The organism is Faecalispora jeddahensis (assembly GCF_000577335.1).
In the GTDB taxonomy this organism is placed as follows: Bacteria; Bacillota; Clostridia; order Oscillospirales; family Acutalibacteraceae; genus Faecalispora; species Faecalispora jeddahensis.
Genome location: NZ_CBYL010000032.1, coordinates 1 through 21,414 on the forward strand (window position 1 = coordinate 1; position 21,414 = coordinate 21,414).

The 21,414-nt window shown below is 52.5% G+C and carries 21 protein-coding genes and 1 pseudogene; 7 read left to right on the plus strand and 15 right to left on the minus strand.

Features of this window, described 5'->3' with window-relative positions:
* From TY09_RS12190 to TY09_RS12215, 6 genes and pseudogenes are all read right to left on the minus strand, one after another.
* Nucleotides 1–395 (minus strand): annotated as a pseudogene (locus tag TY09_RS12190) (aminopeptidase); the annotation flags it as partial.
* Nucleotides 396–547: 152 nt separating this feature from the next.
* Entirely contained in the window at nucleotides 548–1,150 is a 603-nt protein-coding gene (locus TY09_RS12195) for a lytic transglycosylase domain-containing protein (protein WP_042434820.1), read from the minus strand.
* Nucleotides 1,147–1,749: a dephospho-CoA kinase gene (coaE, locus tag TY09_RS12200; RefSeq protein WP_042434822.1), complete on the minus strand. Its 603-nt coding sequence runs from the start codon at nucleotides 1,747–1,749 to the stop codon at nucleotides 1,147–1,149. The genes TY09_RS12195 and coaE overlap by 4 nt, the downstream gene beginning before the upstream one ends.
* Complete coding sequence (locus tag TY09_RS12205) at nucleotides 1,742–2,776, minus strand: L-threonylcarbamoyladenylate synthase (protein ID WP_042434825.1); 1,035 nt, start codon at nucleotides 2,774–2,776, stop codon at nucleotides 1,742–1,744. The genes coaE and TY09_RS12205 overlap by 8 nt, the downstream gene beginning before the upstream one ends.
* 13 nt (nucleotides 2,777–2,789) lie before the next feature.
* Nucleotides 2,790–3,872, minus strand: a complete 1,083-nt coding sequence (gene prfA, locus TY09_RS12210) for a peptide chain release factor 1 (protein ID WP_009059911.1) — start codon at nucleotides 3,870–3,872, stop codon at nucleotides 2,790–2,792.
* 52 nt (nucleotides 3,873–3,924) lie between these two features.
* Nucleotides 3,925–4,122 (minus strand): DUF951 domain-containing protein, encoded by a 198-nt coding sequence (locus TY09_RS12215; RefSeq protein ID WP_042434828.1) that lies wholly within the window; start codon nucleotides 4,120–4,122, stop codon nucleotides 3,925–3,927.
* 649 nt (nucleotides 4,123–4,771) lie between these two features.
* On the opposite strand from TY09_RS12215, the gene TY09_RS12220 reads away from it, so the two are divergent.
* Together TY09_RS12220 and TY09_RS12225 are read left to right on the plus strand one after the other, a co-directional pair.
* Nucleotides 4,772–5,764: a biotin--[acetyl-CoA-carboxylase] ligase gene (locus tag TY09_RS12220; RefSeq protein WP_042434899.1), complete on the plus strand. Its 993-nt coding sequence runs from the start codon at nucleotides 4,772–4,774 to the stop codon at nucleotides 5,762–5,764.
* Between the two features lie 18 nt (nucleotides 5,765–5,782).
* A complete protein-coding gene (locus tag TY09_RS12225; RefSeq protein WP_042434831.1) occupies nucleotides 5,783–6,328 on the plus strand; it encodes a ClbS/DfsB family four-helix bundle protein in 546 nt (181 codons plus the stop codon).
* Nucleotides 6,329–6,477: 149 nt separating this feature from the next.
* Here TY09_RS12225 and TY09_RS12230 read toward each other — a convergent pair whose 3' ends face one another.
* The 5 genes from TY09_RS12230 to TY09_RS12250 all read right to left on the minus strand — a co-directional run bounded on the left by TY09_RS12230 (nucleotide 6,478) and on the right by TY09_RS12250 (nucleotide 13,067).
* The gene (locus TY09_RS12230; RefSeq protein ID WP_009059901.1) at nucleotides 6,478–7,698 is read right to left on the minus strand and encodes an aspartate kinase; all 1,221 of its coding nucleotides are present in this window, start codon (nucleotides 7,696–7,698) and stop codon (nucleotides 6,478–6,480) included.
* A gap of 34 nt (nucleotides 7,699–7,732) precedes the next feature.
* Entirely contained in the window at nucleotides 7,733–8,638 is a 906-nt protein-coding gene (gene thrB / locus TY09_RS12235) for a homoserine kinase (protein WP_042434834.1), read from the minus strand.
* Between the two features lie 26 nt (nucleotides 8,639–8,664).
* Entirely contained in the window at nucleotides 8,665–9,909 is a 1,245-nt protein-coding gene (locus tag TY09_RS12240; protein WP_042434837.1) for a homoserine dehydrogenase, read from the minus strand.
* Between the two features lie 121 nt (nucleotides 9,910–10,030).
* Nucleotides 10,031–10,471, minus strand: a complete 441-nt coding sequence (locus TY09_RS12245) for an ACT domain-containing protein (RefSeq protein ID WP_042434840.1) — start codon at nucleotides 10,469–10,471, stop codon at nucleotides 10,031–10,033.
* Nucleotides 10,472–10,688: 217 nt separating this feature from the next.
* On the minus strand, nucleotides 10,689–13,067 hold the full coding sequence (locus TY09_RS12250) for a transglycosylase domain-containing protein (protein ID WP_042434842.1): 2,379 nt from the start codon (nucleotides 13,065–13,067) through the stop codon (nucleotides 10,689–10,691).
* 141 nt (nucleotides 13,068–13,208) lie between these two features.
* Here TY09_RS12250 and TY09_RS12255 point away from each other — a divergent pair, with 141 nt between their 5' ends.
* Entirely contained in the window at nucleotides 13,209–13,586 is a 378-nt protein-coding gene (locus TY09_RS12255; RefSeq protein ID WP_035316330.1) for a hypothetical protein, read from the plus strand.
* An 89-nt stretch (nucleotides 13,587–13,675) separates the two neighbouring features.
* Here TY09_RS12255 and TY09_RS12260 read toward each other — a convergent pair whose 3' ends face one another.
* Together TY09_RS12260 and TY09_RS12265 are read right to left on the minus strand one after the other, a co-directional pair.
* A complete protein-coding gene (locus tag TY09_RS12260; protein ID WP_020074171.1) occupies nucleotides 13,676–13,873 on the minus strand; it encodes an alpha/beta-type small acid-soluble spore protein in 198 nt (65 codons plus the stop codon).
* 122 nt (nucleotides 13,874–13,995) lie between these two features.
* Nucleotides 13,996–14,544 (minus strand): hypothetical protein, encoded by a 549-nt coding sequence (locus TY09_RS12265; protein WP_009059921.1) that lies wholly within the window; start codon nucleotides 14,542–14,544, stop codon nucleotides 13,996–13,998.
* Between the two features lie 314 nt (nucleotides 14,545–14,858).
* Between TY09_RS12265 and TY09_RS12270 the strand changes: the two genes are divergently transcribed.
* The 4 genes from TY09_RS12270 to TY09_RS12285 all read left to right on the plus strand — a co-directional run bounded on the left by TY09_RS12270 (nucleotide 14,859) and on the right by TY09_RS12285 (nucleotide 17,580).
* Nucleotides 14,859–15,305: a cell wall hydrolase gene (locus TY09_RS12270; RefSeq protein ID WP_009059955.1), complete on the plus strand. Its 447-nt coding sequence runs from the start codon at nucleotides 14,859–14,861 to the stop codon at nucleotides 15,303–15,305.
* A 16-nt stretch (nucleotides 15,306–15,321) separates the two neighbouring features.
* The gene (locus TY09_RS12275) at nucleotides 15,322–15,882 is read left to right on the plus strand and encodes a hypothetical protein (RefSeq protein WP_009059944.1); all 561 of its coding nucleotides are present in this window, start codon (nucleotides 15,322–15,324) and stop codon (nucleotides 15,880–15,882) included.
* A gap of 211 nt (nucleotides 15,883–16,093) precedes the next feature.
* The gene (locus TY09_RS12280; RefSeq protein WP_009059936.1) at nucleotides 16,094–16,576 is read left to right on the plus strand and encodes an RNA polymerase sigma factor; all 483 of its coding nucleotides are present in this window, start codon (nucleotides 16,094–16,096) and stop codon (nucleotides 16,574–16,576) included.
* Nucleotides 16,573–17,580, plus strand: a complete 1,008-nt coding sequence (locus tag TY09_RS12285; protein WP_042434846.1) for a hypothetical protein — start codon at nucleotides 16,573–16,575, stop codon at nucleotides 17,578–17,580. The genes TY09_RS12280 and TY09_RS12285 overlap by 4 nt, the downstream gene beginning before the upstream one ends.
* A gap of 141 nt (nucleotides 17,581–17,721) precedes the next feature.
* Here the strand turns inward: TY09_RS12285 and TY09_RS12290 are convergent, their stop codons facing one another.
* Nucleotides 17,722–18,882 (minus strand): cobalamin-independent methionine synthase II family protein, encoded by a 1,161-nt coding sequence (locus tag TY09_RS12290; protein WP_042434849.1) that lies wholly within the window; start codon nucleotides 18,880–18,882, stop codon nucleotides 17,722–17,724.
* A 241-nt stretch (nucleotides 18,883–19,123) separates the two neighbouring features.
* Nucleotides 19,124–20,608 (minus strand): glycoside hydrolase family 10 protein, encoded by a 1,485-nt coding sequence (locus tag TY09_RS12295; protein WP_009059895.1) that lies wholly within the window; start codon nucleotides 20,606–20,608, stop codon nucleotides 19,124–19,126.
* Nucleotides 20,609–21,414 lie beyond the last annotated feature (806 nt).

Sequence of the window (21,414 nt, forward strand, 5' to 3'; positions counted from 1 at the left end):
TGCGCGGCAGAAATACGCACGCCCTCGCGGCAGCCCTTTTTTCCGATGACCGCCAAAATAATGGATTTGCCCCTGTTATTGAAATACACCTTATCGCCGGGGTGATATACCGCATCGGAATCCAGCTCGCGGAAACCGCGTTTTTCAGCCTTTTCGATGGCGTACGTTACGCATTCGCGCTCTGTTTTGCACAGATCTAGAAATTCTTTATAGCCCTCACAGTATTCGTCGGCCTCTTTGATCTGCTCGTCGGTTACGGAGAAAAAGCCGTTCTTGCGGTTGATCAAAAGCTCCTCGCGCAGACGGTCTACCTCAGTTTTTTCCTCTGCGGCGGATTTTTTTTCAGGCTTTCCGTCTTCTTTTTTGCTCGTCTTTTTTTCTTCTTTCTTCGCCATATCAAAAACCTCCTTCGTCATATTAAGCCGTATCGCTTTTCAAATGGGATTGATTTTCCTCCCGCAACGGCGGAGAAGAAATCGCCTTTTTAGGCAACATGCTTATTTTGTCATTGGATTGCTGCATTTCAGGGGATCTATCTGAAACAGGACTAAAAATCATATAATTCCTGATAGATTTCATAATTCTTGATCACGGCATCGGTGTAATGTGCGGTTTCGGGATAAGGGATTTTACTGAGCGTGACCCCATCCGGAGAAACAGATCGGTCAGAAAGCCAGCGGTCTACCGTTCCCATTCCGGCATTATATGCACACAGTGCCGTCGTTCGGTCTGAATAAATCGAGCTGAGCATCGACAGCAGATAGCAGCCGTATTTGATGTTGGTTGCCGGGTCTAACAGCGAGGTCTCATCCATGGCGTCCTGCTCTGGGAGCTTTGTCTGCAGCCACTCAAACGTTGCGGGCGTCATCTGCATCAGCCCCACGGCTCCCGCGCGGGATTTGGCGTCCGGGTCGAAATTGCTTTCGGCCTTGACCACCGCGTACACCAAAGCAGGCTCCAGATGATAGTTTTCCGCTTCTTTCTCTATGATATCCTGATACCCCAGCGGATACTGGCGTTTCATAAAAATTTCGTAGCCGTTTGCCAGAAAAAAATATCCAACTGCCGTTAAAAAAAGCAGAATCAGCGAGGCACCCACTATTTTTTTAGCTCTGCCGCCCCGCTTCGTCCGCGTGGAAACGATTTTCATCTGCGCCACCTTTCCAGAAGAGCGGCTGCCTGCCGCCGCAGTTCCCCGGGATCTTCATCCCCTCTCAGACAGGCATCGGATCTCTCCGTATAATAGGCATCCTCCTGCTGGGCCCGGATGCGCGATAGAGCCATTTCATGGTCGATATTATCCCGCCGGATGATGCGTTCCAGCCGGACGGGCAGCGGCGTGATTACCGCCAGGATTTTATCGCAGAGCTTCTCGGCTCCGCTTTCGAACAGCAGCGGCGCGTCGACAATGATGAACTCCTTGCCCGCGGCTTTCCACTCGTCGATTTCCTTCTGCACCCGCCGCAGAATCCACGGGTGGGTGATTTCGTTGAGCCGGTGTGTTTTTTCATGAGAGGAAAAGGCGCGGCGCGCCAGAAGCGCTCTGTCTACGCTGCCGTTTTCCCCCACAATATCGTCGCCGAATTCCTGCCGCAGCTCCCGTACGCACGGTTCGCAGTCGACAAGCACCTGCCGGGCCGTTAGATCGCAGTCGATCACGGCGCAGCCAAGCTCGCCCAAAATACCCGCCACGGTGGATTTTCCCGCTCCGGTCGGGCCGGTCAAGCCGATAATCACAGATTCAGCCAAGCTCTACCACCTCGAATCCTGCCGCGCGAATCAGCCGGTTATACACGGCAAGACCCACGCCTTTCGGCTGCGGGCTGCGGGCATACACGACCCTCGCATCCATCTGGTCCAGCTTTCGCAGCGCATCGAACAGGTGTCGGGCCTGCCCGGCGGCGTCCTGTTTTGCGCCATAGGCGACCGCGGGCACGCGCAGCGCTTCCTGCTCGCCGTCATAGCACAGAGCGAACACACCCTCTTCCACGCGGCTGTTCACATACTCCAAATACGCCGAAAGATTTCCCTTTACCAAAATTACGTTGGCTTTCGGCGAATAATGCTTATACTTCATGCCTGGGGAAAGAACTTTTTCTCCCGCTGCCAGCGGATTCATCACGGCGGGGTCCACCTCGACCCTGCCCAGCACCTGCGAAAGCTGCTCCGGCGTAATTCCGCCTGGGCGCAGCAGGCGCGGAACCTCCTGCGCCAGCGTGACCACCGTCGACTCCACTCCCACGCGGCACGGGCCGCCATCCAGAACGGCGTCGATTCTGCCGTCGAGATCGGCCAGCACATGCTGCGCCTCGGTCGGGCTCGGACTGCCGGACAGATTCGCCGACGGCGCAGCCAGCGGCACACCCGCCGCATCGATGACCGCGCGGGCCACCGGATGGGATGGAAAGCGCACCGCAACCGTCGCCTGCCCGGCGCTCACCTCATCGGGAATGAGCGGCGACTTCGGCAGTATAATGGTCAGCGGCCCCGGCCAGAACCGGTTTGCCAGCTCCATCGCACGCGGCGGAATCTCGCTGACGAGCGCCGCCCACTGGTCGAGCTGTGAAATATGGACGATCAGGGGATTGTCCATCGGCCGCCCCTTGGCGGCAAAAATGGCGGCAACGGCCCGGCCGTCGAGCGCGTTGGCCGCAAGGCCATACACCGTTTCGGTCGGAATCGCCACAAGGCCGCCGTTTTTGAGCAAATTGCCCGCTGTTTGTATCTCTTCTGCCCTGTCCGCCGAAAGGCGCAGGGTTTTACTTTGCTGTTCCATGACTTTGCTTTGATTACTCCTGACGATCGATTGTTTCCTCCAGTTGTCTGGCACGGTCCGCAGTGATCAGCGCGTCGATCACTTCATCTAGATCGCCGCTGAGCATTTCCTCCAGCCGGTAAATGGTCAGACCGATTCGGTGATCGGTCAGCCGCCCCTGCGGGAAATTATAGGTGCGGATCCGCTCGGAGCGGTCGCCCGTGCCAACCTGGGATTTTCTCTGCTGTGCCACCTGTGCGTCCTGCTCCCGCTGCTTTGCCTCATACAGGCGCGAGCGCAGAACCTTCATGGCCTTGTCCTTATTTTTAAACTGGCTTCGTTCATCCTGGCATTCCACCACCGTGCCCGTGGGCAGGTGCGTAATGCGGATGGCCGACTCCGTCTTGTTGACGTGCTGGCCGCCCGCGCCGCTGGCCCTATAGGTATCGATCTGCAGATCGGTGGGGTTGATCTCGATTTCGACGTCGTCCACCTCGGGCAGAACGGCCACTGTTGCGGTAGAGGTATGGATGCGGCCCTGCGTTTCCGTTTCGGGCACGCGCTGTACCCGGTGAACGCCGCTTTCATATTTCAGGCGCGAATACGCTCCGTCGCCCGTAATTTGAAAGCTGATTTCCTTATACCCGCCCAGCTCGGTCTCGTTGACGTTCAAAAGCTCGGTTTTCCAGCCGCGCCGGGTCGCGTACATGCTGTACATGCGGAACAGCCGCGCCGAAAACAGCGCTGCTTCCTCGCCGCCCGCGCCGCCGCGGATTTCCATAATCACATTGCGCTCGTCGTTCGGGTCGCGCGGCAGAAGCAGAATTTTCAGCTCCTCTGCCGTTCTCTCCACCTGATCCTTGGCATCGTCCAGCTCCTGCTGGATCATTTCCTTCATCTCGCGCTCAAGGCCGGACTCGCCGAGCATTTCGGTGGAATCCTCCACCGTTTGCACCGCTTTCAAATATTCGCGGTATTTTTCCACGATCGGTTCCAGATTTTTATATTCCTTCATCAGCTCGGCATATCCTTTAGCATCCGCCGCGACGACGGGGTCAAACATGCGCTGATTCAGTTCCTCCAGCCGGTTGACAAACACGGTCAGATTTTCAAACATTTTGCTACCACCTTACCTAATATGGAATCAAACAGAGTGATCGGCAAGGCAGCTACAAGGTATCCTGCGTTTCTTCGCGCAGAATCTTCTTGATATTTTTTTCGCATTTCAGGCGCGGAACCATTACCTCATGCCCGCAGCCCTTGCACCGGATTTTAAAATCCATGCCGGCGCGCAGCACCACAAATTCTTTACTGCCGCAGGGATGCGGCTTTTTCATCTGTAAAATATCACCGGGCCGTACGTCCATACCGTATCCCTCCTCAGTTCATTATTTCAGAGCAAATTTTCTTTTGCGGAGAATCCCTGCAGGGATTCTCCTTACATAGGGCTTTCCACTCAAGCCGAGACATTCCCTCTTTTATTTTCAAAAAGAAAGAAAATCTTTTCATGCGGCTTTGCTGCGGGGAATTTCTTTTTTGTCGGTTTGCCCCTCTCGGTGGGGTAAGTCTTTTCTTTTTTTATCTTGATAGAAAGAGATAATTTTCAGCGGGTGCCCCCGCGTAGGGTTTCTGCTTGCGCAGGCCGCGCCTGCACACACATCACAAAAAACAGAAAAACAACCTATTCTGTCCCGAACACACCCCTGATGTTGGAAGGAGAAAACTCGCTGAGACATTCAAATACTCTCTATATTATAGCACGATAACAACCATAAGACTATTCTCTTTCCTAAAATGCAGTTCCTGAAAGCAGAGTCATCATACTTCGATGCTCTCTCGGACGCCCGAAGCTTTGGCTTCGTTTGGCTTGCGCCGTGAGGTTATTATAGCACTAATTGCAAAAAACTCCCATGCTTTTTCGAAAATTCTGCAGTTTGCCTTTCTGTGCTTGCCTATCCGGGGGAAAACAGTCTATAATGGAAACAGAACCGGATGAAAAAGGACGGAGAAAACGATATGAAAAAGGAAGACATTATCCTTCAATATTTAAAAGAGAGCAAAGATTACCTTTCCGGCGAGGAGTTGAGCCGGCGCTTGGGAATTTCGCGTTCCGCAATATGGAAGAACATCAACAGCCTGCGCGAGAGCGGCTATGTGATCGAATCGGTGACGAACCGCGGCTACCGCATTCTGAATTCCTCCGACGCGCTGACCCCCACCGAGATACAAAGCGGTCTTTCGACCGAAGCATTTGGACAAACCGTATCCGTTTTTACAGAAATCGACTCCACGAACGAGGAGGCAAAGCGCCAGGCACACAAGGGCGCTCCGCACGGAGCCGTGTTTGTGGCGGAACAGCAAAATGGCGGGAAAGGCCGGCTGGGCCGCCCGTGGCAGAGCCCGCCGAAATCGGGTCTATGGTTTACAATATTGCTGCGCCCCGATGCCGCGCCCCCGCAGGTTTCGAACCTGACGCTGCTGGCGGGGCTGGCCGTCAGCCGGGCAATTCATACTTTGACCGGATGCGAAGCGAAAATCAAGTGGCCGAACGACATCATCATCGGCAGCAAAAAGGTATGCGGCATTTTAACGGAAATGACTGCCGAAATCGACCGCGTTCATTTTGCGGTTGTCGGCATCGGCGTCAACGTCAACGACGAAGGATTCGCCGAGGAGCTGAAGATAAAAGCGACCTCACTGCATCTCGAAACCGGAGCGCCGGTTTCGCGCGTGACGCTGCTGCAGCAGATATTAAAGGAATTTGAGGCGCTCTATCTGGAATATTTTATTGAGGGAAGCAGCCGCTGGCTGCAGGCCTATAAAGAAAGCTGCGTTTCGCTGAACCGTACGGTAGGCGCGACTCGGGGACACGAGAAAATCATCGGCACGGCGGTGGATATTACCGATGGCGGCGAGCTGGTGGTGCAGACCAGCGACGGCGAGCGCATAGAGATCAATTCCGGCGAGGTCGTCGTACAGGGCATCTACGGGCAAACGCCGGAAGCATAAGGAACGGAGGCGCATCGCTTGGCGATCTACGATTACAAAAGCAAAGAGGAACTGCTCGACGCCATTCACAGTAAATACCTGCTGTTTGACGCCGAGTTTGAAGGAATTCCGGAAGAGGACAAAGACCTGCGCCTGCCGGAGGTGGACAAAACCCCAGCGGAGATGCTGGCTTACCAGATCGGCTGGCTGCCGCTGGTAAGGGGCTGGGACAAGACGGAGCTTTCGGGCCAGACCCCCGAGATGCCCGCGCCGGGTTACAAATGGAACCGGCTGGGCGAGCTGTATGCAGAATTTTACCGCAGCAGCGGCAGCCTTTCTCTGCGGGAGCTGCGAAACCGTCTGGCCGAAGAGGAAGCCGCCTTTGTGAGTTGGGTGACAAACCTGACGGAGCAGGAGCTTTTCGTGCAGGGCGCGCGCCGCTGGACGGGCGACAAGCTCAACTGGCCGATGGCGAGGTGGATTCACATCAATTCCGCTGCGCCGTTTCAAACCTTCCGCTCCAAAATCCGCAAATGGAAGCGCATGCGCGCGGCAGCAGCTGCACGGGCGGCGGAACGGGAATAACGCAGCGGCAATACAATCATAACGCATTTACAGCAGCACAGGATAAAAATCAAGACCGGCTCCGAGGCAGACGCTGACGCGCATGCTTCGGAGCCGGTCTTTTCCGCCCTAGCTGCCCAATCGGCAGCTAGGGACAGTATTAAGGAGGCTTATTGATCGACGACTTCGGGGAAGAACTTGTTGTGGATCGCCGCAACCGCCTTGTCGGCATCCTTGCGCTCGATCAGAACCGAAATCTTGATCTCGCTGGTGGAGATCATCTGGATATTGATGTTGGACTCAAACAGAGCCTCAAACATCATCGCGGCTACGCCGGGGTGTGTCTCCATACCTGCACCAACAATGGAAACCTTTGCGACGTCCTCGTCATATACAACACTGGAAGCACCAATCTGCTCCACATAGGGGGTGAGAACCTCCATAGTGGCCTGCAGGTGATCCTCAGAAACAGTAAAGCTGATGTCCTTTGTGCCGTTGCGGCCAATGGACTGCAGAATAATATCGACATTCACGTTCTTTGCAGAAAGCTTGGAAAATACCTTAAAGGCCAAACCGGGACGGTCCGGAACTCCGATAATCGCTACACGGGCTACCCCGTCATCCTTTGCAATGCCGCTGATCAACATTTTTTCCATTTTGGTTGCCTCCTTCACAATCGTACCCGGTACCCGGTTATAACTGGACAGAACTTCCAGCTCAATATTATATTTTTTCGCCATTTCCACAGAGCGATTGTTCAGCACCTGCGCGCCGAGCGTGGCCAGCTCCAGCATTTCGTCGTAAGAAATGACATCAATTTTCTTTGCGTTTTTGATTTTGCGCGGATCGGCGGTGTACACGCCCTCCACGTCGGTATAAATCTGGCACAGATCCGCGTGCATGACAGCCGCAATCGCAACGGCGCTGGTATCGGAGCCGCCGCGGCCCAAGGTAGTCATGTCGTTGTAGCGGTTGATTCCCTGAAAGCCCGTAACGATCACGATGTTGCGCTTATCCAGTTCTTTCTTGATACGGTCGGGCGTCACGCGCTTAATGCGGGCGGAACCGTAAGACGTATCTGTAAGAAAGCCTGCCTGCCAGCCGAGAAGCGAAACGACGGGGAACCCCATCCGCTCGATGGTCATGGCGAGAAGCGAAGCAGACATCTGCTCACCGGCGGTCAGAAGCATATCCATCTCCCGTTTGGAGGGGCGGGGATTCACCTCTTTGGCCTTGGCAATCAGGTCATCTGTTGTGTCGCCCTGTGCAGACACGACAACGACCACGTCGTTGTTTTGGGAATACGTTTTGGTGATGATGTCGGCGACGTTGCGCAAACGATCCGCGTTGGCCACGGAGCTGCCGCCGAATTTCTGAACGATCAAGCTCATAACGTTCTGTCCTCCATTATCAGATAAAAATTCATCAGGAATTTGTTTCTTCAAATACTCTGGCGCCGTGCGCTTCCGCGCTGCGGATCGAGATTTCCCAATCCTCCACGCCCCACTGTGCCATATGCGCCCGTGCCTGCTTCGCAAAGCCCTCCGCCTGCCCGGCCTCCACCATCGCGATGATGGTCGAACCCGCGCCGCTGATGTAGGTGCCGAGGGAGCCCAGCGCAGCGCACATTTCAAACACCTTGTCGCAGTGGTCGATCAGGCCCTTTCGGTATGGCTGGTGAATGCGATCCTGCACAGCCACACGCAGGTTTTCAAGATTGCCTGAAAAGAGCGAGGCCGTCATCAGCGCCGAACGCGACAGATTGTAAACCGCATCCTCCCGCGAATATTCCTTCGGTAGCACCGAGCGTGCCGTTTCGGTCTTCAGCTCAAAGGGGGGCACAAAAACAGCGAACCGGATTTTCTCGGATACCGGCACGCTGACGCTGTACACGCGCCCCTGCTCCATTGCCGAGGTGACAAGCCCGCCCAAAAGAGCCGGCGTGGTATTATCGGGGTGACCCTCAATCTCTGCCGCAAAATCGATCAGCTGCTGCTGGCCGAGCGGGTTACCCAGAAGATGATTGGCGCCCAGCAGGCCGGCCACAATGCAGGCCGAGCTACTGCCAAGACCGCGCGCCATGGGAATGTTATTTTCCTGCTCAATATGCAGCCCGCGCGGGCTGTGCCCGCAGCGTTCATACAGCAGCTTTGCCGCCCAGTAAACCAGGTTATGCTCATCCTGCGGCACCGGGGTCGCATCTCTGCTCACAATCTGAAGGGTATCGCTCTCCTCCATCCAAACCTGATTGTACAAGGTGAGGGCGATTCCCAGCGCATCGAAACCGGACCCCAAATTCGCGCTGGTCGCCGGCACTTGTATTCTGATCATATCGGGATATCCTCTTTCTATGCTGATTAAAATTCGCCGACGCGCAGAGTGGAAAGCACCTTTGCGCCTTCCTCCCTGAGCTGCTCCAGCTTTTCAAGGAAGTCCTCTTCCACCAAAGGCTCGGTGACAAAGGCAAACTCGTCTTTGTCCGCGCCCTTGCGCACCAGCTGGCGAACCGGCCCAAAGAGGCCTTCTGCCTGACCCAGCGCAAAAGCAGAGTCTTCGGATTTGGCACGGACATAAAACGCGATGGTATCCTTGCGGTAATCGCGCACATAGTCCGGCACGGCCTGATCCCAGAACAGGTACTTGCGGGCCTTGAAGTGCCGCACACAGTCGATCACATCCGCTACCACAGCACTGGCGGTGGGCAGCTTACCCGCGCCCTTACCGTAGAACACCACGTCGCCGATCGAATCGCCGCGTACCTGAATGCCGTTGAACACGTCGTCCACGGTGGCCAGCTGACTGCTGCGGGGAACAAACATCGGGCAGACTATAATATGAATCTGATCGTTTTCGAGAATCTTGACCCGGCCGATCAATTTGATCACGCCGCCCCATACCTCCGCGTATTCCACGTCGGCCAGGGTTACCTTGGTGATTCCCTCTGTATGCACCTGATCGGGGTACACATGCTTGCCAAACGCCAAAGACGCCAGAATGCAGATCTTGCGGCAGGCATCCATTCCCTCTACGTCCGCAGCGGGGTTGTGCTCCGCGTAGCCGAGCTTCTGCGCTAAGGCCAGCGCGTCGTCAAAATCCATCTGATCGCGGATCATCTTGGTCAGGATGAAGTTCGTTGTGCCGTTCAGGATACCGTCGATCTCGATCACGTCGTTTGCCGCCAGGCACTGGCTCATGGGGCGGATGATCGGGATACCGCCGCCGACGCTGGCTTCAAACAGAAAGTTCAGGTTCTGCTTCTGCGCCAGGGCCAGAAGGTCTGCGCCCTTGGCCGCCACCAGCTCTTTGTTCGAGGTAACGACGCTCTTGCCCGCCAAAAGGCAGCTGCGCACAAATTCATATGCCGGATGCAGGCCGCCCATTACCTCTACCACGATTTTGACTTCCGGATCATTCAAAATATCGTCAAAGGATTTCGTAAAGCGATCCGCCAGCGGATCCTCGGGGAACTCCTTTAAATCCAGAATATATTTGATTCTGATTTCCTCTTTTGCCCGTTTGGCAATATTTTCGGTATGGTTGCTCAGAACCTCCGCCACACCGGAGCCCACTACACCATACCCCATGATTGCGATTTCTACCATTTCTTCCACCCCTTATCCAATTTTCCCTGAAACAAGGCCGTTGATTCCCCCTCGCTGAAGGCAGGGTAAGGAATTGCCTTATTTGCTAAAGTCAATTTCAAAACGAAATTGACCCTATTCTCTACTGATCGGTAATATTATCGATGCTGCATACGCCGTCCACATTCCGAAGCAGGGCCAGCAGCTCGTCAATCGTACCCATCATGTTGTTGATTCGCGCGGAGATCGAAACCATCGCCTTGCCGCTGACAGGGATATTCTGATTGATCGTCAGAATATTGGCCCCGGCCCCGTAGAATTCAGACACCAGCGACATCAAAACGCCGGGGCGGTCGTACAGCACCGCCTGAACGGTCAGAATTCGGTTTGTGGCTTCCGGCTGGTAAGGATACACGGAATCCTTGTATTTGTAAAACACACTGCGGGAAATCCCCGCCATCCGCGCCGCCTCGGATGTGCTGGCGGCCTCAGAATTCATGATATACTGCTTGGCTTCCACAACCTTGGAATATACCTTTGGCAGAACCTTTTTATCCACCAGAAAGAAAGTTGGCTCTTTCATTGTCCACCACCCGCGAACTATTGTATTGTGTTAAGATACAGTTTATCATTTTCCACCGTGAAATTCAATAGCCAAAAGTGTGAAATTCTGCACCTTTGCCTTGAAAAACCCGTATGCTTTGACGAACCGGAGGGCAAACGGGCAGAAAAAAGCTCCCAAAAGAAAAATGATTCTTTCGGGAGCTTGTGCATTTTCTGTTCCTTTTGCGGGTTCAGCCTCAGGGACGGATTTCCGTATCCGGCGGAACCCAGAGGCCGTTTCCGTCCTGTCCGGGGCCATTTCCATTCCCGTTCCCATTCCCATTTCCGTTCCCCTGCGAATGAGAGGAGGACGGCCGGGAACTTGCGGGAGAGGAATTCTCCCAGTCCGGCTTTGAACTGGTTTCAGAAGTAGACGGGTGCGATGTCTCCCACTGGGAATTCTCGGGCTCCGACTGCTCCGGCTCCGAGAGAATGTCTGAAGCGGTGGAAGAACTCACGGGCGGGCTGGTATCCACCTCCGGCATATTGCCGCGCTCATACCACCCCGTTTTGGTGGGAACGCCGACATCCGCGCCGGACAGCTTTCCATTATCCGTACGGAAGGTGGCGGAAACAACATTGGAATCGTACTGGAAGTAAGTCTTCTTCTTTCCGTCCAGATATTTGGCCATAATGTTCCGCCAGATCTTAGCGGCCCACTTGGTGTAATTTTCCTTTTGCCCGTAAGACAGCGATTTGGGCGTTTCATACCCCGTCCAAATTCCGGCTACCGCGTAAGGCGTTCCGCCGACAAACCAGCTGTCCTTATCCTCATCGGTGGTACCGGTTTTGCCGAATACCTCCCAGCCGCTCACGGCCGCGCCGCCGCCGGTTCCCTCAGAACCATATACAACGTTGCGCAGCAGGCGGTTCATGATGGTGGAGGTGGTGGACTTGATGACCTGTGTGCCCGTGCTCTGCCGGTTGTCCAGAATCACGTTGCCGTCGTGGTCCTCCACATAGTAATAGGTATAAGGCTTATGATACTGGCCGCCGTTGCCAAATATCTGGTAGGCTGCCGTCATTTCTTTCACCGTAACGCCACCGTTCATGCCGCCGATCGCCATGGCCGCGATCTGCACGCTGTCCGTTTTCGGATTCAGATGGGTAAAGTGCAGCTGATCCGTCAAAAAGCGGTACGATGTGATGGGAGAAATCATTTTCACAAGCTGCGCCGCCGCGGCGTTGGAAGAAATTTCCAGCGCGCGCTGAACCGTAATATCGCCGTAAAACTTTTTATACCAGTTGTTCGGGCCGGGTTTTCCGCCGGCAAAATAATTGTCAACCGGCTCGTCGGGCAGAATCGAAGAATAATTGAGCACGCCCATATCGACCGCCGGGCCGTAGGACGCGATCGGCTTAATGGAAGAACCGGGCTGCCGCTGGCTGTCCGTTGCGTAGCTGAGCAGACGGTTGCCCGTCTTTTCGCCGCGCCGGCCCACGGTGGCAAGCACACGACCGTTGTAGTCCATCATAAAATAGCCCAGCTGAATTTTTTGATCCGCCGGCATGTTGTCGCTGGAAACAACCTCTTCCGCCGCATTCTGCGCCTTCTGATCCATGGCGCAGTAAATTTTCAGGCCGCCGTGGTACATCATGTAAACGGCCTTATCCTTCGAGATTCCCTGCGTCGTCTGCAGGTCCTCAACAATATCCTCGAACATGGCGTCGATATACCAATTCCACACCGGGGTATCGTTGACCACATTCTCGTTCTGATTGCCCACAAACACCATGTGGTTCGATTCCTCCATGGCGCTGTTGTATTCATCCTGGCTGATCATCTGCTGGTTGAGCATTTCACTCAGCACAAGCTGCTGGCGGGTCTTATTGTTTTCGGGAAAATTGAGCGGATTGTACTTATATGGATTCTGCGTGATGGCCGCGATGGAAGCACACTCGGCCAGAGAAGCCTGGCTGATTTCCTTGCCGAAATACAGATTCGCCGCCGCCTGCACACCCTGACACCCGCTGCCGTAGTTGACAACGTTCAGGTAAGCCTCCAGAATCTGTTCCTTGGAATAGCGGGAATCCAGATTGATGGCGCGGAAAATCTCTCTCACCTTACGGGTCAGGCTCACCTCGCCCTCACCGGTGATATTCTTGACCAGCTGCTGCGTAATGGTAGAGCCGCCGTAGCTGCCGCCCTTGGTAACCAGTGTGGTCACGGCGCCGGCCGTACGAATCCAGTCTACTCCGTTATGTTCCATAAACCGCTTATCTTCAATTGCGACCATCGCGTTTTTCATATTCTTGGGGATTTTGTCGTAGTCCACCCAGATGCGGTTTTCCGAGCTGTAAAGCCGCTGATATTCCACCGGCTGGCCCGAATCGTCGTTCACATAAATAAAGCTGGTATAATTGAGCTTCAGATTATTCAGATCCATTTTAATGGATTCATTCCGGAAGCTCAGGATAAAAGAAGTCATAAAAACCAGCACAATCACTCCGGCAACCGCCAGAACCGCTATGATGCTGTACAGCCCTTTCAAAGCAATCCTTGCGGTGATCGATGCGCTTGCGGCGCGGCCGGTTTCCGGCGCACCGACATATTTATTCAGATCGGTTTTCCTCATAGGCGGTCACCTCCTTTTTGCTGTTTTTCTGCTGTGTCCGGAATCTTCGTACCCATAGGATGGCACATTATACCGGTAATCTTGCAAAGATATGAATAATTTTCCAATCATAATCTAATACTATCGCTGAGGTGATTCCCTTTGAAAAAATTCGTCAGTCTTGCCGTGTGTACCGTACTGGTCCTGGTCGGCCTGATGCTGATCGCACATTTCAGTCCTCAGGTAAGCGGAAGTCCCGCTTCTTCTGCATCAGAAAATCAGATTCATTTTACCTCAAATGCCCCTTCAAGTCAAGAAAGCGGTAATCTGCCAGCCATGACCAGCCAGCAGGACAGCTACCTGGTGCGCACTTACGACGGTAAAATCGGCATCTTTAAAAACGAGGAAAAATCCCCGTTTGAAATTATAGACGTGGATGTTTCCTCCCTTCCCCAAACCGACCAGCTGCTGTTGGCCACCGGAATCGAGGCGGATTCTACCGCCGAGCTCCAGCGGATCCGTGAGGATTACGAAAGCTAAACCGAATCCCCCACGATTCGCAATTTCCCCCAAAAAAGTTTGGAGCCCCATACCCGATTGGGTATGGGGCTCCGCTATACGACAGAAGTTTATTTCATGTTCTGTTCGTAAGACTCGATCATTTTCTTGACCATCTGGCCGCCAACAGAACCGGCCTCACGAGAGGTCAAATCGCCGTTATAGCCCTGCTTCAGGTTTACGCCAACCTCGGAAGCGGCTTCCATCTTAAACTTGTTCAGTGCCTCACGAGCCTGAGGAACAACTGCCTGATTGCTACTTCTAGCCATAAATAATACACTCCTAATCTTTTTTTGAAATTGATTTGTAAAACTCTTTGTGCGTCTGCACCCTTATTGTGTGCGGGTGCACTTTTTTTATAACTGACAATTTTTTGAAATATTAAAAAACATTAAAATTGATATCCCGTCTCTGAATCGATGCCGCACAAAAGGCACACGGCACAGGCCGCCAGCAGAGAATACGTGCCTATTTCGCGCTGCAGCGCAACGGAAATATCTTTTGGCTCGAGGATTTCGCCAGTGAGGGTGCACAGGCTGCGCAGCAGACTGACGCACGCGCTGCCTTCCGCCAGGCTGGCGACGCTGAGCGTATCCTTGGAGGACGTGCCGCATGCCACCGGAATCACGGGCGCGCCCTTGAGCTGCTCGGCCGCTTTTTCACAGCGCGAGCTGAATACCGCAGGAATTCCGTGCGGCAGTCTGGCCGGTTCTGCGGACGGTGTAAAGCTGTTTTTAAAAACCAGAACGGAATTCGGCGTGTTTAAAATTGGCAGCCGCTCACAATCGTAAATACAAAAAACGCCTGGGTTTTCCCCAGGGATGCTGTTGAGCTGTATTCCATTATAATACTGCACCCGTCCATACCTGCGCAGCACGTCGATCATCGCCTGTGAAATAACCGTATCACTTTGTTTTCCGCATAATATAATGGTTTTCATGCTCTCCCTCTTTCCGCAAACTGCGAACCACTCATTCGAATCAAGCAGCCATAAACTTCCATAAGTTCAAATCCAATATCCGGCATCGCTTTTTACAATCCATATCACTTTAAAATAGTCTGATGCAGGTACAGCGCTTTCTTAAAGTGGTATTCCTAATACAGCGCATTTCCGGTACTGTTTAGTATAAATCGGTGCCGGTGGTTTATGTGGTTTGCTGCTAAAAAAGTATTTTGTGTCAGAATCAAAGTACAACCATATAATGTTGTTAAGGCAACTTTTCGCCAATTGTATCAAGCGAGGGATGAGCTTATATGCCCTATAATGAAAGAGAACTGCTGGCAAGGCTGATCAAATGCGAAGCCGGAGGCGAGGGCGACAACGGAATGAACGCCGTGGCCACCATCGTGCTAAACCGTGCCAATGTTCCTTACGGCGAATTTTTTCGGGTCAGTCAGGGCGGCAGCATCCGTAACATTATCGAACAGCCCGGCCAGTTTACCTGCATGATGACTACTGTCGGCGGGCAATACAATGCGCAGAACGTTTACAATATGGATCCGGAGGAGATTCACTACCAGATTGCCGATGCTGTAATGGCCGGCAATGTGTTCGCCGGCGTTGGAAACAGCCTGTTCTACTTCAATCCATACCGTCCTACCTGCCCGGATAACTTCCCACCCGGCGGCGTCGGCACATTTTACAGCCATATCTACCAGCACTGCTTTTACGCTCCCACAGAAAGATACCAACTCACATAAATGAGGTGACATCACCATGAATCAACCAAACATGGGCTACAGCGCGGTTTATTCCCAAACCGGACCATGCCCATCCTGCGGGATGCCAGCCTGGCAGCCCGCCGCACAAAGCACAACACAGACCATGAGCGCACAGAGTCAAATGGCAGCACAAATTCCCCCACAGCCCATGCCGTCCATGACTCCCACCATTTCCCCTACGCCATACCAGCAGGTCAGCTTTCAGCAGCCGGCCGGTGCATCTCCCTCCACGGCGCTGACACAGGTTCCCCCCGTTTCCGGCTCGACTGGCTTTGTGCCCAACACGCCGCCGGAAACCTTCAGCGGCGCGATCACCGACCTGAACCAGCCGATGCCCATGACGGTAGAAAGCCTGCAATACCTGAACGGCTTCCTGCGCACCCAGATCGGACGGCGCGTGCGGGTGGAATTCCTGCTGGGCACCAACACCATGACCGATCGCTCCGGCACATTGCTGGGCGTTGGCGCAAACTATATCCTGATCAACGAATCCGACAGTGACGATCTTTTGGCCTGCGATTTTTACAACATCAAATTTATCCGTTTCTATTATTGAACCGCGAGTACGCTTCTCCGCCCCGCACCTCTGCCCCGCCCGGCTGTATGGTCAGCCTTGGGAACAGAGGTGCTTTTTGCTGTTCCTTTCATTTCCGACTGCCCGAAGGCTATAATAAATTCAAATGATTTTGAAATGTTATAAAATTTTTTTTATTTAGAAGTAACTTTTCCCTTTCGGCAATCGTTTTATTTGTGAAAGGAGTGATGAAATGCGGGATCAAGATGAGTCCTTACTTGCACAAAAGTTTGACGACTACGGCGCCATGCTGTTCCGGATGTGCATGGTTCTGCTGGGAAACCAACAGGACGCCGAGGACGCGGTACAGGACACCTTTGTGGGCTATTGGAAAACGCGTCCTGATTTTCAAAGCGCTGAACACGAAAAAGCCTGGCTGATCCGTGTCGCGACCAACAAAAGCAAGGACAGGCTCCGCAGCTGGTTCCGCCGGTCTACCACCGGGATGGAGGCGCTTGAGGGGATCGCAGAATACCCGAACGACCTCTTTGTGCTGGAACAGCTGGCCGCCCTTCCCTATAAAGACAAAACGATCTTATATCTGCATTATGTGGAAGGATACCGGCTTCGGGAGATTGGCGATTTGCTTGGCATGAAGGAAAACGCAGTAAAGGCTGCCGCACGGCGCGGCAGGGAAAAATTAAAATTGCAGATAAAGGAGGCTTCGGCAGAATGAACGAACAAGATCTCAAACGAGCCGTGGAGCGAATCCAGATGAATCCTGCACTGAAAGACAAGGTCATGGCTGCCGCCATTTCTCCCCGGCAGAAGCACACCGCGCACCGCCTGCAGAAAGCGGCTCTGTGCTTTGGGGCGATTCTGGTTCTGGTGCTGGGCGGTCTTTGGGGCAGGCTGAATCCATTTCCTTCCCCCGACAAAAACCAGTTTTCGCTGGTGGTCGCGGCGGCTGAACAAAAAGAAAGTACAATGAAAAAGGGAGAACCCATCAAACTGCAAACATACAGCGCCAACTACTATGCCCCGCGGACTCTTGATCTGCCGGACGGATCTCAGGAATGGAAGATTTATAATGTGTTCGCACTAAACTGCAGGGGAGAAAACATTAAAAGCATTACCTATGAATCCGACCGCATTGATTTTGCGAAGATCGTTATTTTAAATAAAAAGCAAGCAGACGATCTTGCGAAAGAGTTTATGGAAATCGATAATAAAAAGGGAGATTACTACGCCAAAGACTATGCAATTGATCCCTGGGCGCTTGACATGACGGGGACAAACCCCGAAAACTGGAATATCCCCCAATATTTTAATTTGGAAAAGTATTCCAAGGAAGACCCGACACAAGTGAATTGGGGCTACAAAACGGTAGGAAAAAGCTACACCATCACCTATGAAGATCAGAATGATTTCGGAAAACAGTATGGCTATAAGCTGTCCAGCCATGTTTCTGCCGAAGCGCTGGCAAAAGTAAAAGCCGAATGGGCCAAGATCACAGCCGGTTTAAGTGACAAACAACTGGAAAAATTGAGAGAAGACCCTTCTTTTAAAGACCCATGGATCGAATTTGAGACCAGCATATTGTCGGGTATGACTTCGCAGATCAATGGCAGTATATTACGCATTACCGTAACCTTCAACGACGGTTCCACGCAGACGCGTAACGTCAGGCTGAATGCCGATGAAAACGGCTTTAATCTTACGGCCACACTGCTGGATTAAAACACTCGTTATCATTCTTTGCCGACAAAATTCCATCATAAAATAAGCAGAGGGCGGATTCCAAATGGAATCCGCCCTCTTTGAATCGTAATCTTTGCGTATGTGTGACAAAAGGGTGCTGCTTTCCTGCAAAGCAGAAAATCATTCGCCCCAGTACTGCAAAGCGATTTTTTGACCCTGATCGATTTTTGCCCACTGTTCGTCTTCCGTCAGTTCATTGCCGCCGTCGCAGGAGGCAAAACCGCACTGATGCGAAAGGAGCAGGCGCTCTTTCGGGATAATCTGAGACGCCTCGTCCAGCAGTCTGAGCACGCGGGCCTCGTCATCCAGCGTGTTCGTTTTGCTCGAAAGCAGGCCGAGCACGATTTCCGTGTTGGGTTTCTCCTGGAACACGGCAAGTGCTTCCAGCGAGCCCGCTCTGTCGTCGTCCCACTCCAGGAAGAAACGGTCGTATTTCAGCTGCTTCAGGAACAGGTTGGCGATCTTCAGGTACGAGCCGCCGCCCATGTTGCGGGAATCGTAGTTTCCGCGGCAATTGTGTGTCCACACTCTCAGCCCGAGGCTGTGGCCGAAGTCAATAATCGTGTTGTTGATGTCAATAAATTCCGATGCCAAGGCCCGAACCGTATCCTGATCGATATTCTCGCCCGTATACGGGGAATTGGGGTTATCATCGGCAAAAATCTCCCACAGGCAGTCATCGAACTGCAGAATCTTTCCTCCTGCTGTGGCGTATTCCTCAACAAATTCCTGATATGCCTGAACAAGCCCTGCTTTTAACTCCTGGGTGGTGGAATAGACGGAATCCTTGCCGCCGATATTGTCAGACCACGAAAGCTCGCCGAAGATATGCGACGGCGACGGAACGCAAATTTTTGTTTCTTTGTCGCCCACGATGGACTGAAGGCGCTTGAAAACCTGAATAAAATGGTGGTTCCGTCCGCTCAGGGGTCCGGTAATGCGCAGACCGATATCGCGGCGTGTTTCGTATTTCTGGGTTTCGTCCTTGTCGCGGAAGAAATAACCGTGATCGGCAATATAACGGCTGATGCCCTTCAGGCCCCAGACAAAATCCAGGTGCCACATCGACTTTGAGTATTCTCCGTCTGTAATAATTTCAAAACCGTGCTGAATCTGCTGATTCACCACGTCTTTGGTTGCTTCAAACTCGCATTCCTCATACCCTTCAAAATCATTATAGAACGGGTAAGTAATATCGTCGCGCTGTTCAATCTGATGTTTATAGCTCAGCAGTTTTTGGGGGCGCAGTAAACTGCCGACTGTTTGAAATCTCTTGCTCATTGAGAAGCCCTCCTAAGTGTTTGATGAGGTTATTATAACTCATAATAAAACATATATGGTAACTCCATTATCCTATATTCCGTTATAGTTATTGCCTATACCCCGCACCTCTCCACCTAAATACAGCAGTTCAAAGAGGAGCCGCCCCGTAAAGGGCAGCTCCTCTTTCAAAATTTACGATATGCAGGGTATACACGATTTGCCATACAATCGCGTTTTCCTGATCGCACTCTCGTTTTCATTACAAATGAAGCAGCTTTTTCACCTGTGCCATTTCAGAGGTGGTCTGGCTGTTTTCCAGGAATGCGGCGGAATACAGCATAAACCCGTTTGAGCCGAGACTCCTGCTTTTCTGAATCTGATATGCCATCACAGAGCCGGGGGTCATCCAGGTGCCGCCATCCACATTGGAATCGGCCTTATACAATGCCAGGCCGAAATACAGCTTCACGTTCGGATTCGTTACCAGCTTTCGCCAGGTGACCGCCGTTGCGTCGAAGGGCATCACCGCGTTGCTGGAATTGACATACAGCTGCGGGCAAAGATAATCGACATACCCAGCCTGACTGCCCCACGTGGCAACATCGGCGCCCATGTTCCGGTTGTTCTGAAGATTGGCCTGCGGAGAAATGCCGAACAAAACAGCCGGCTTTGTCTGCTTGACTGCCGCGTATACCTGAGAGACCAGCGTATTGATGTTCTGACGCCGCCAATCGGCTACAGACAATGACGTTCCGCTGGCAAGGTACGATACGCTGTCGATTGTGGAGGCCGTAGTAGGATAAAAATAATCGTCGAACTGAACGCCGTCTACATCATAATTCTGAACGATCTCGCGCACGCCGGACACAATCCGGTCGCGTACCTCCGAAATACCGGGGTTATAATACCACTCGCCGTTCCATTCCATCGTCCAGTTCTGCTTCGAGGCATCGTTCTTCCAAATCACCGCCGGGTTATCGGAAGAAAAGGTCTTTGGCAGGCCTTTTAAGGAAACGCGTAGCGGGTTCACCCAGGCGTGGAATTTCAGCCCGGCCTGATGCGTGGCCTGAATCATATAGGCCAGCGGATCGTACCCCGGCGACGTTCCCTGTGTGCCGGTGAGCAGGTGTGACCACGGATAGTAGGCCGAAGGATACAGGGAATCCCCGAACGGGCGCACATGAGCGATCAGGGTATTCATGCCGCTGTTCTTCGCCTGTGCGACAAGGGTATCAAATTTCTTGCGGAAAGCCGCTTCGCTCCGATCGGCCTGCCCGCTCATGTCAAGGCTCATATACGGTATCCACACAGCGCGCATCTCGCTTTGTGAAGACGCCGTGCCGATCACTGTGACGGAACGGTTGGCCTCGCCCTGCTTTTGCACACCTTTTTTCACCGTAATACGAACAGAGGCGTGAACACCGTACACCTCAGAAGTAACGTAGGTGGTTCCTTCTTTCAAGGCTGTGACACGGTACTTGTCTGTTCCGGCAATTCGGCTGACCTTAGCAACGGAATCGCGTGAGGAATACACCACAACATCAGAGGAACTGACGTTTGCGCCGCTCACCGACACCTTAATGTCGTAAAGATTTCCGGGTGCCATCTGGTAGCTTCTGGTATCCATCACCAGCGTGCGCGCTGCCGTACTCTGCTGCGCCCCCACCTGTATCCCCGACAGCACCAGTATTACGGCGGTCATCAGGACAGCGAGGCATCTTCCCCATACAGATCGCTTTTTCATCGTTGTTCTCCTTTTGCTGTTCGGGCCTGACTCTCTGCAAAACGCACCGGGCGTTTGACAAGGTCATATCCGTCTTTTTCCAATGGATTATTTTTCATTGGTTTTATTTTCATTATAAAGATAGTCGGAACCCTGCACAATAGGGAACCTGCAATTACTAAATATTCCCTGTGTTTCAAAAATATTGCAGTTTTCCTTTCCAAAGCTTTACTCTGCTGGCTGATGTTCCCGCCAGCGCGATGGCTATATGGATTTTATTTTCTCTCTGGAAAGCAAAAAGGGAGAACTGACAGATACTCTTCCGAGGGATGGAATGTAAAGCATTATCGATCAAAAAGGTGGACAGCTTCGGCTGCCCGCCTTTTGATTATACCTTGCAAAGCGTTTTTTCTTCTTCTAAAAGAAAAACATCTACAAAACAGAAAAGCAATTCCTGTTTATAAAAACTCTATCGCAAAAAATCGACCTTATTTTCGATTGAAAATTTAAATCAATATAATCAAATTTATTCGTTTTACAAATCCATAAGCAGCAAATATAATGAATCCGAAATGAAATTCTAAATTATTTTTCATTATTTTTGTTATATTTGATCAATTCAACCTTCGGCAGATGTAAATGAGATATCCAGAAGAATTGCATATCCTTTTCCATCCATAAAGGGTGAGCTCCCTTGCCCCACGTTCCTGAGACAGGAAGTCACTCAGCCGTACGCGGATTCCGCACAAAGAACCGTATGCGTTTACGTTACATACTGTGCGCCCCGCCGGCTGAGTCTATCATAATTTTAATTGCAGGAGGTATGA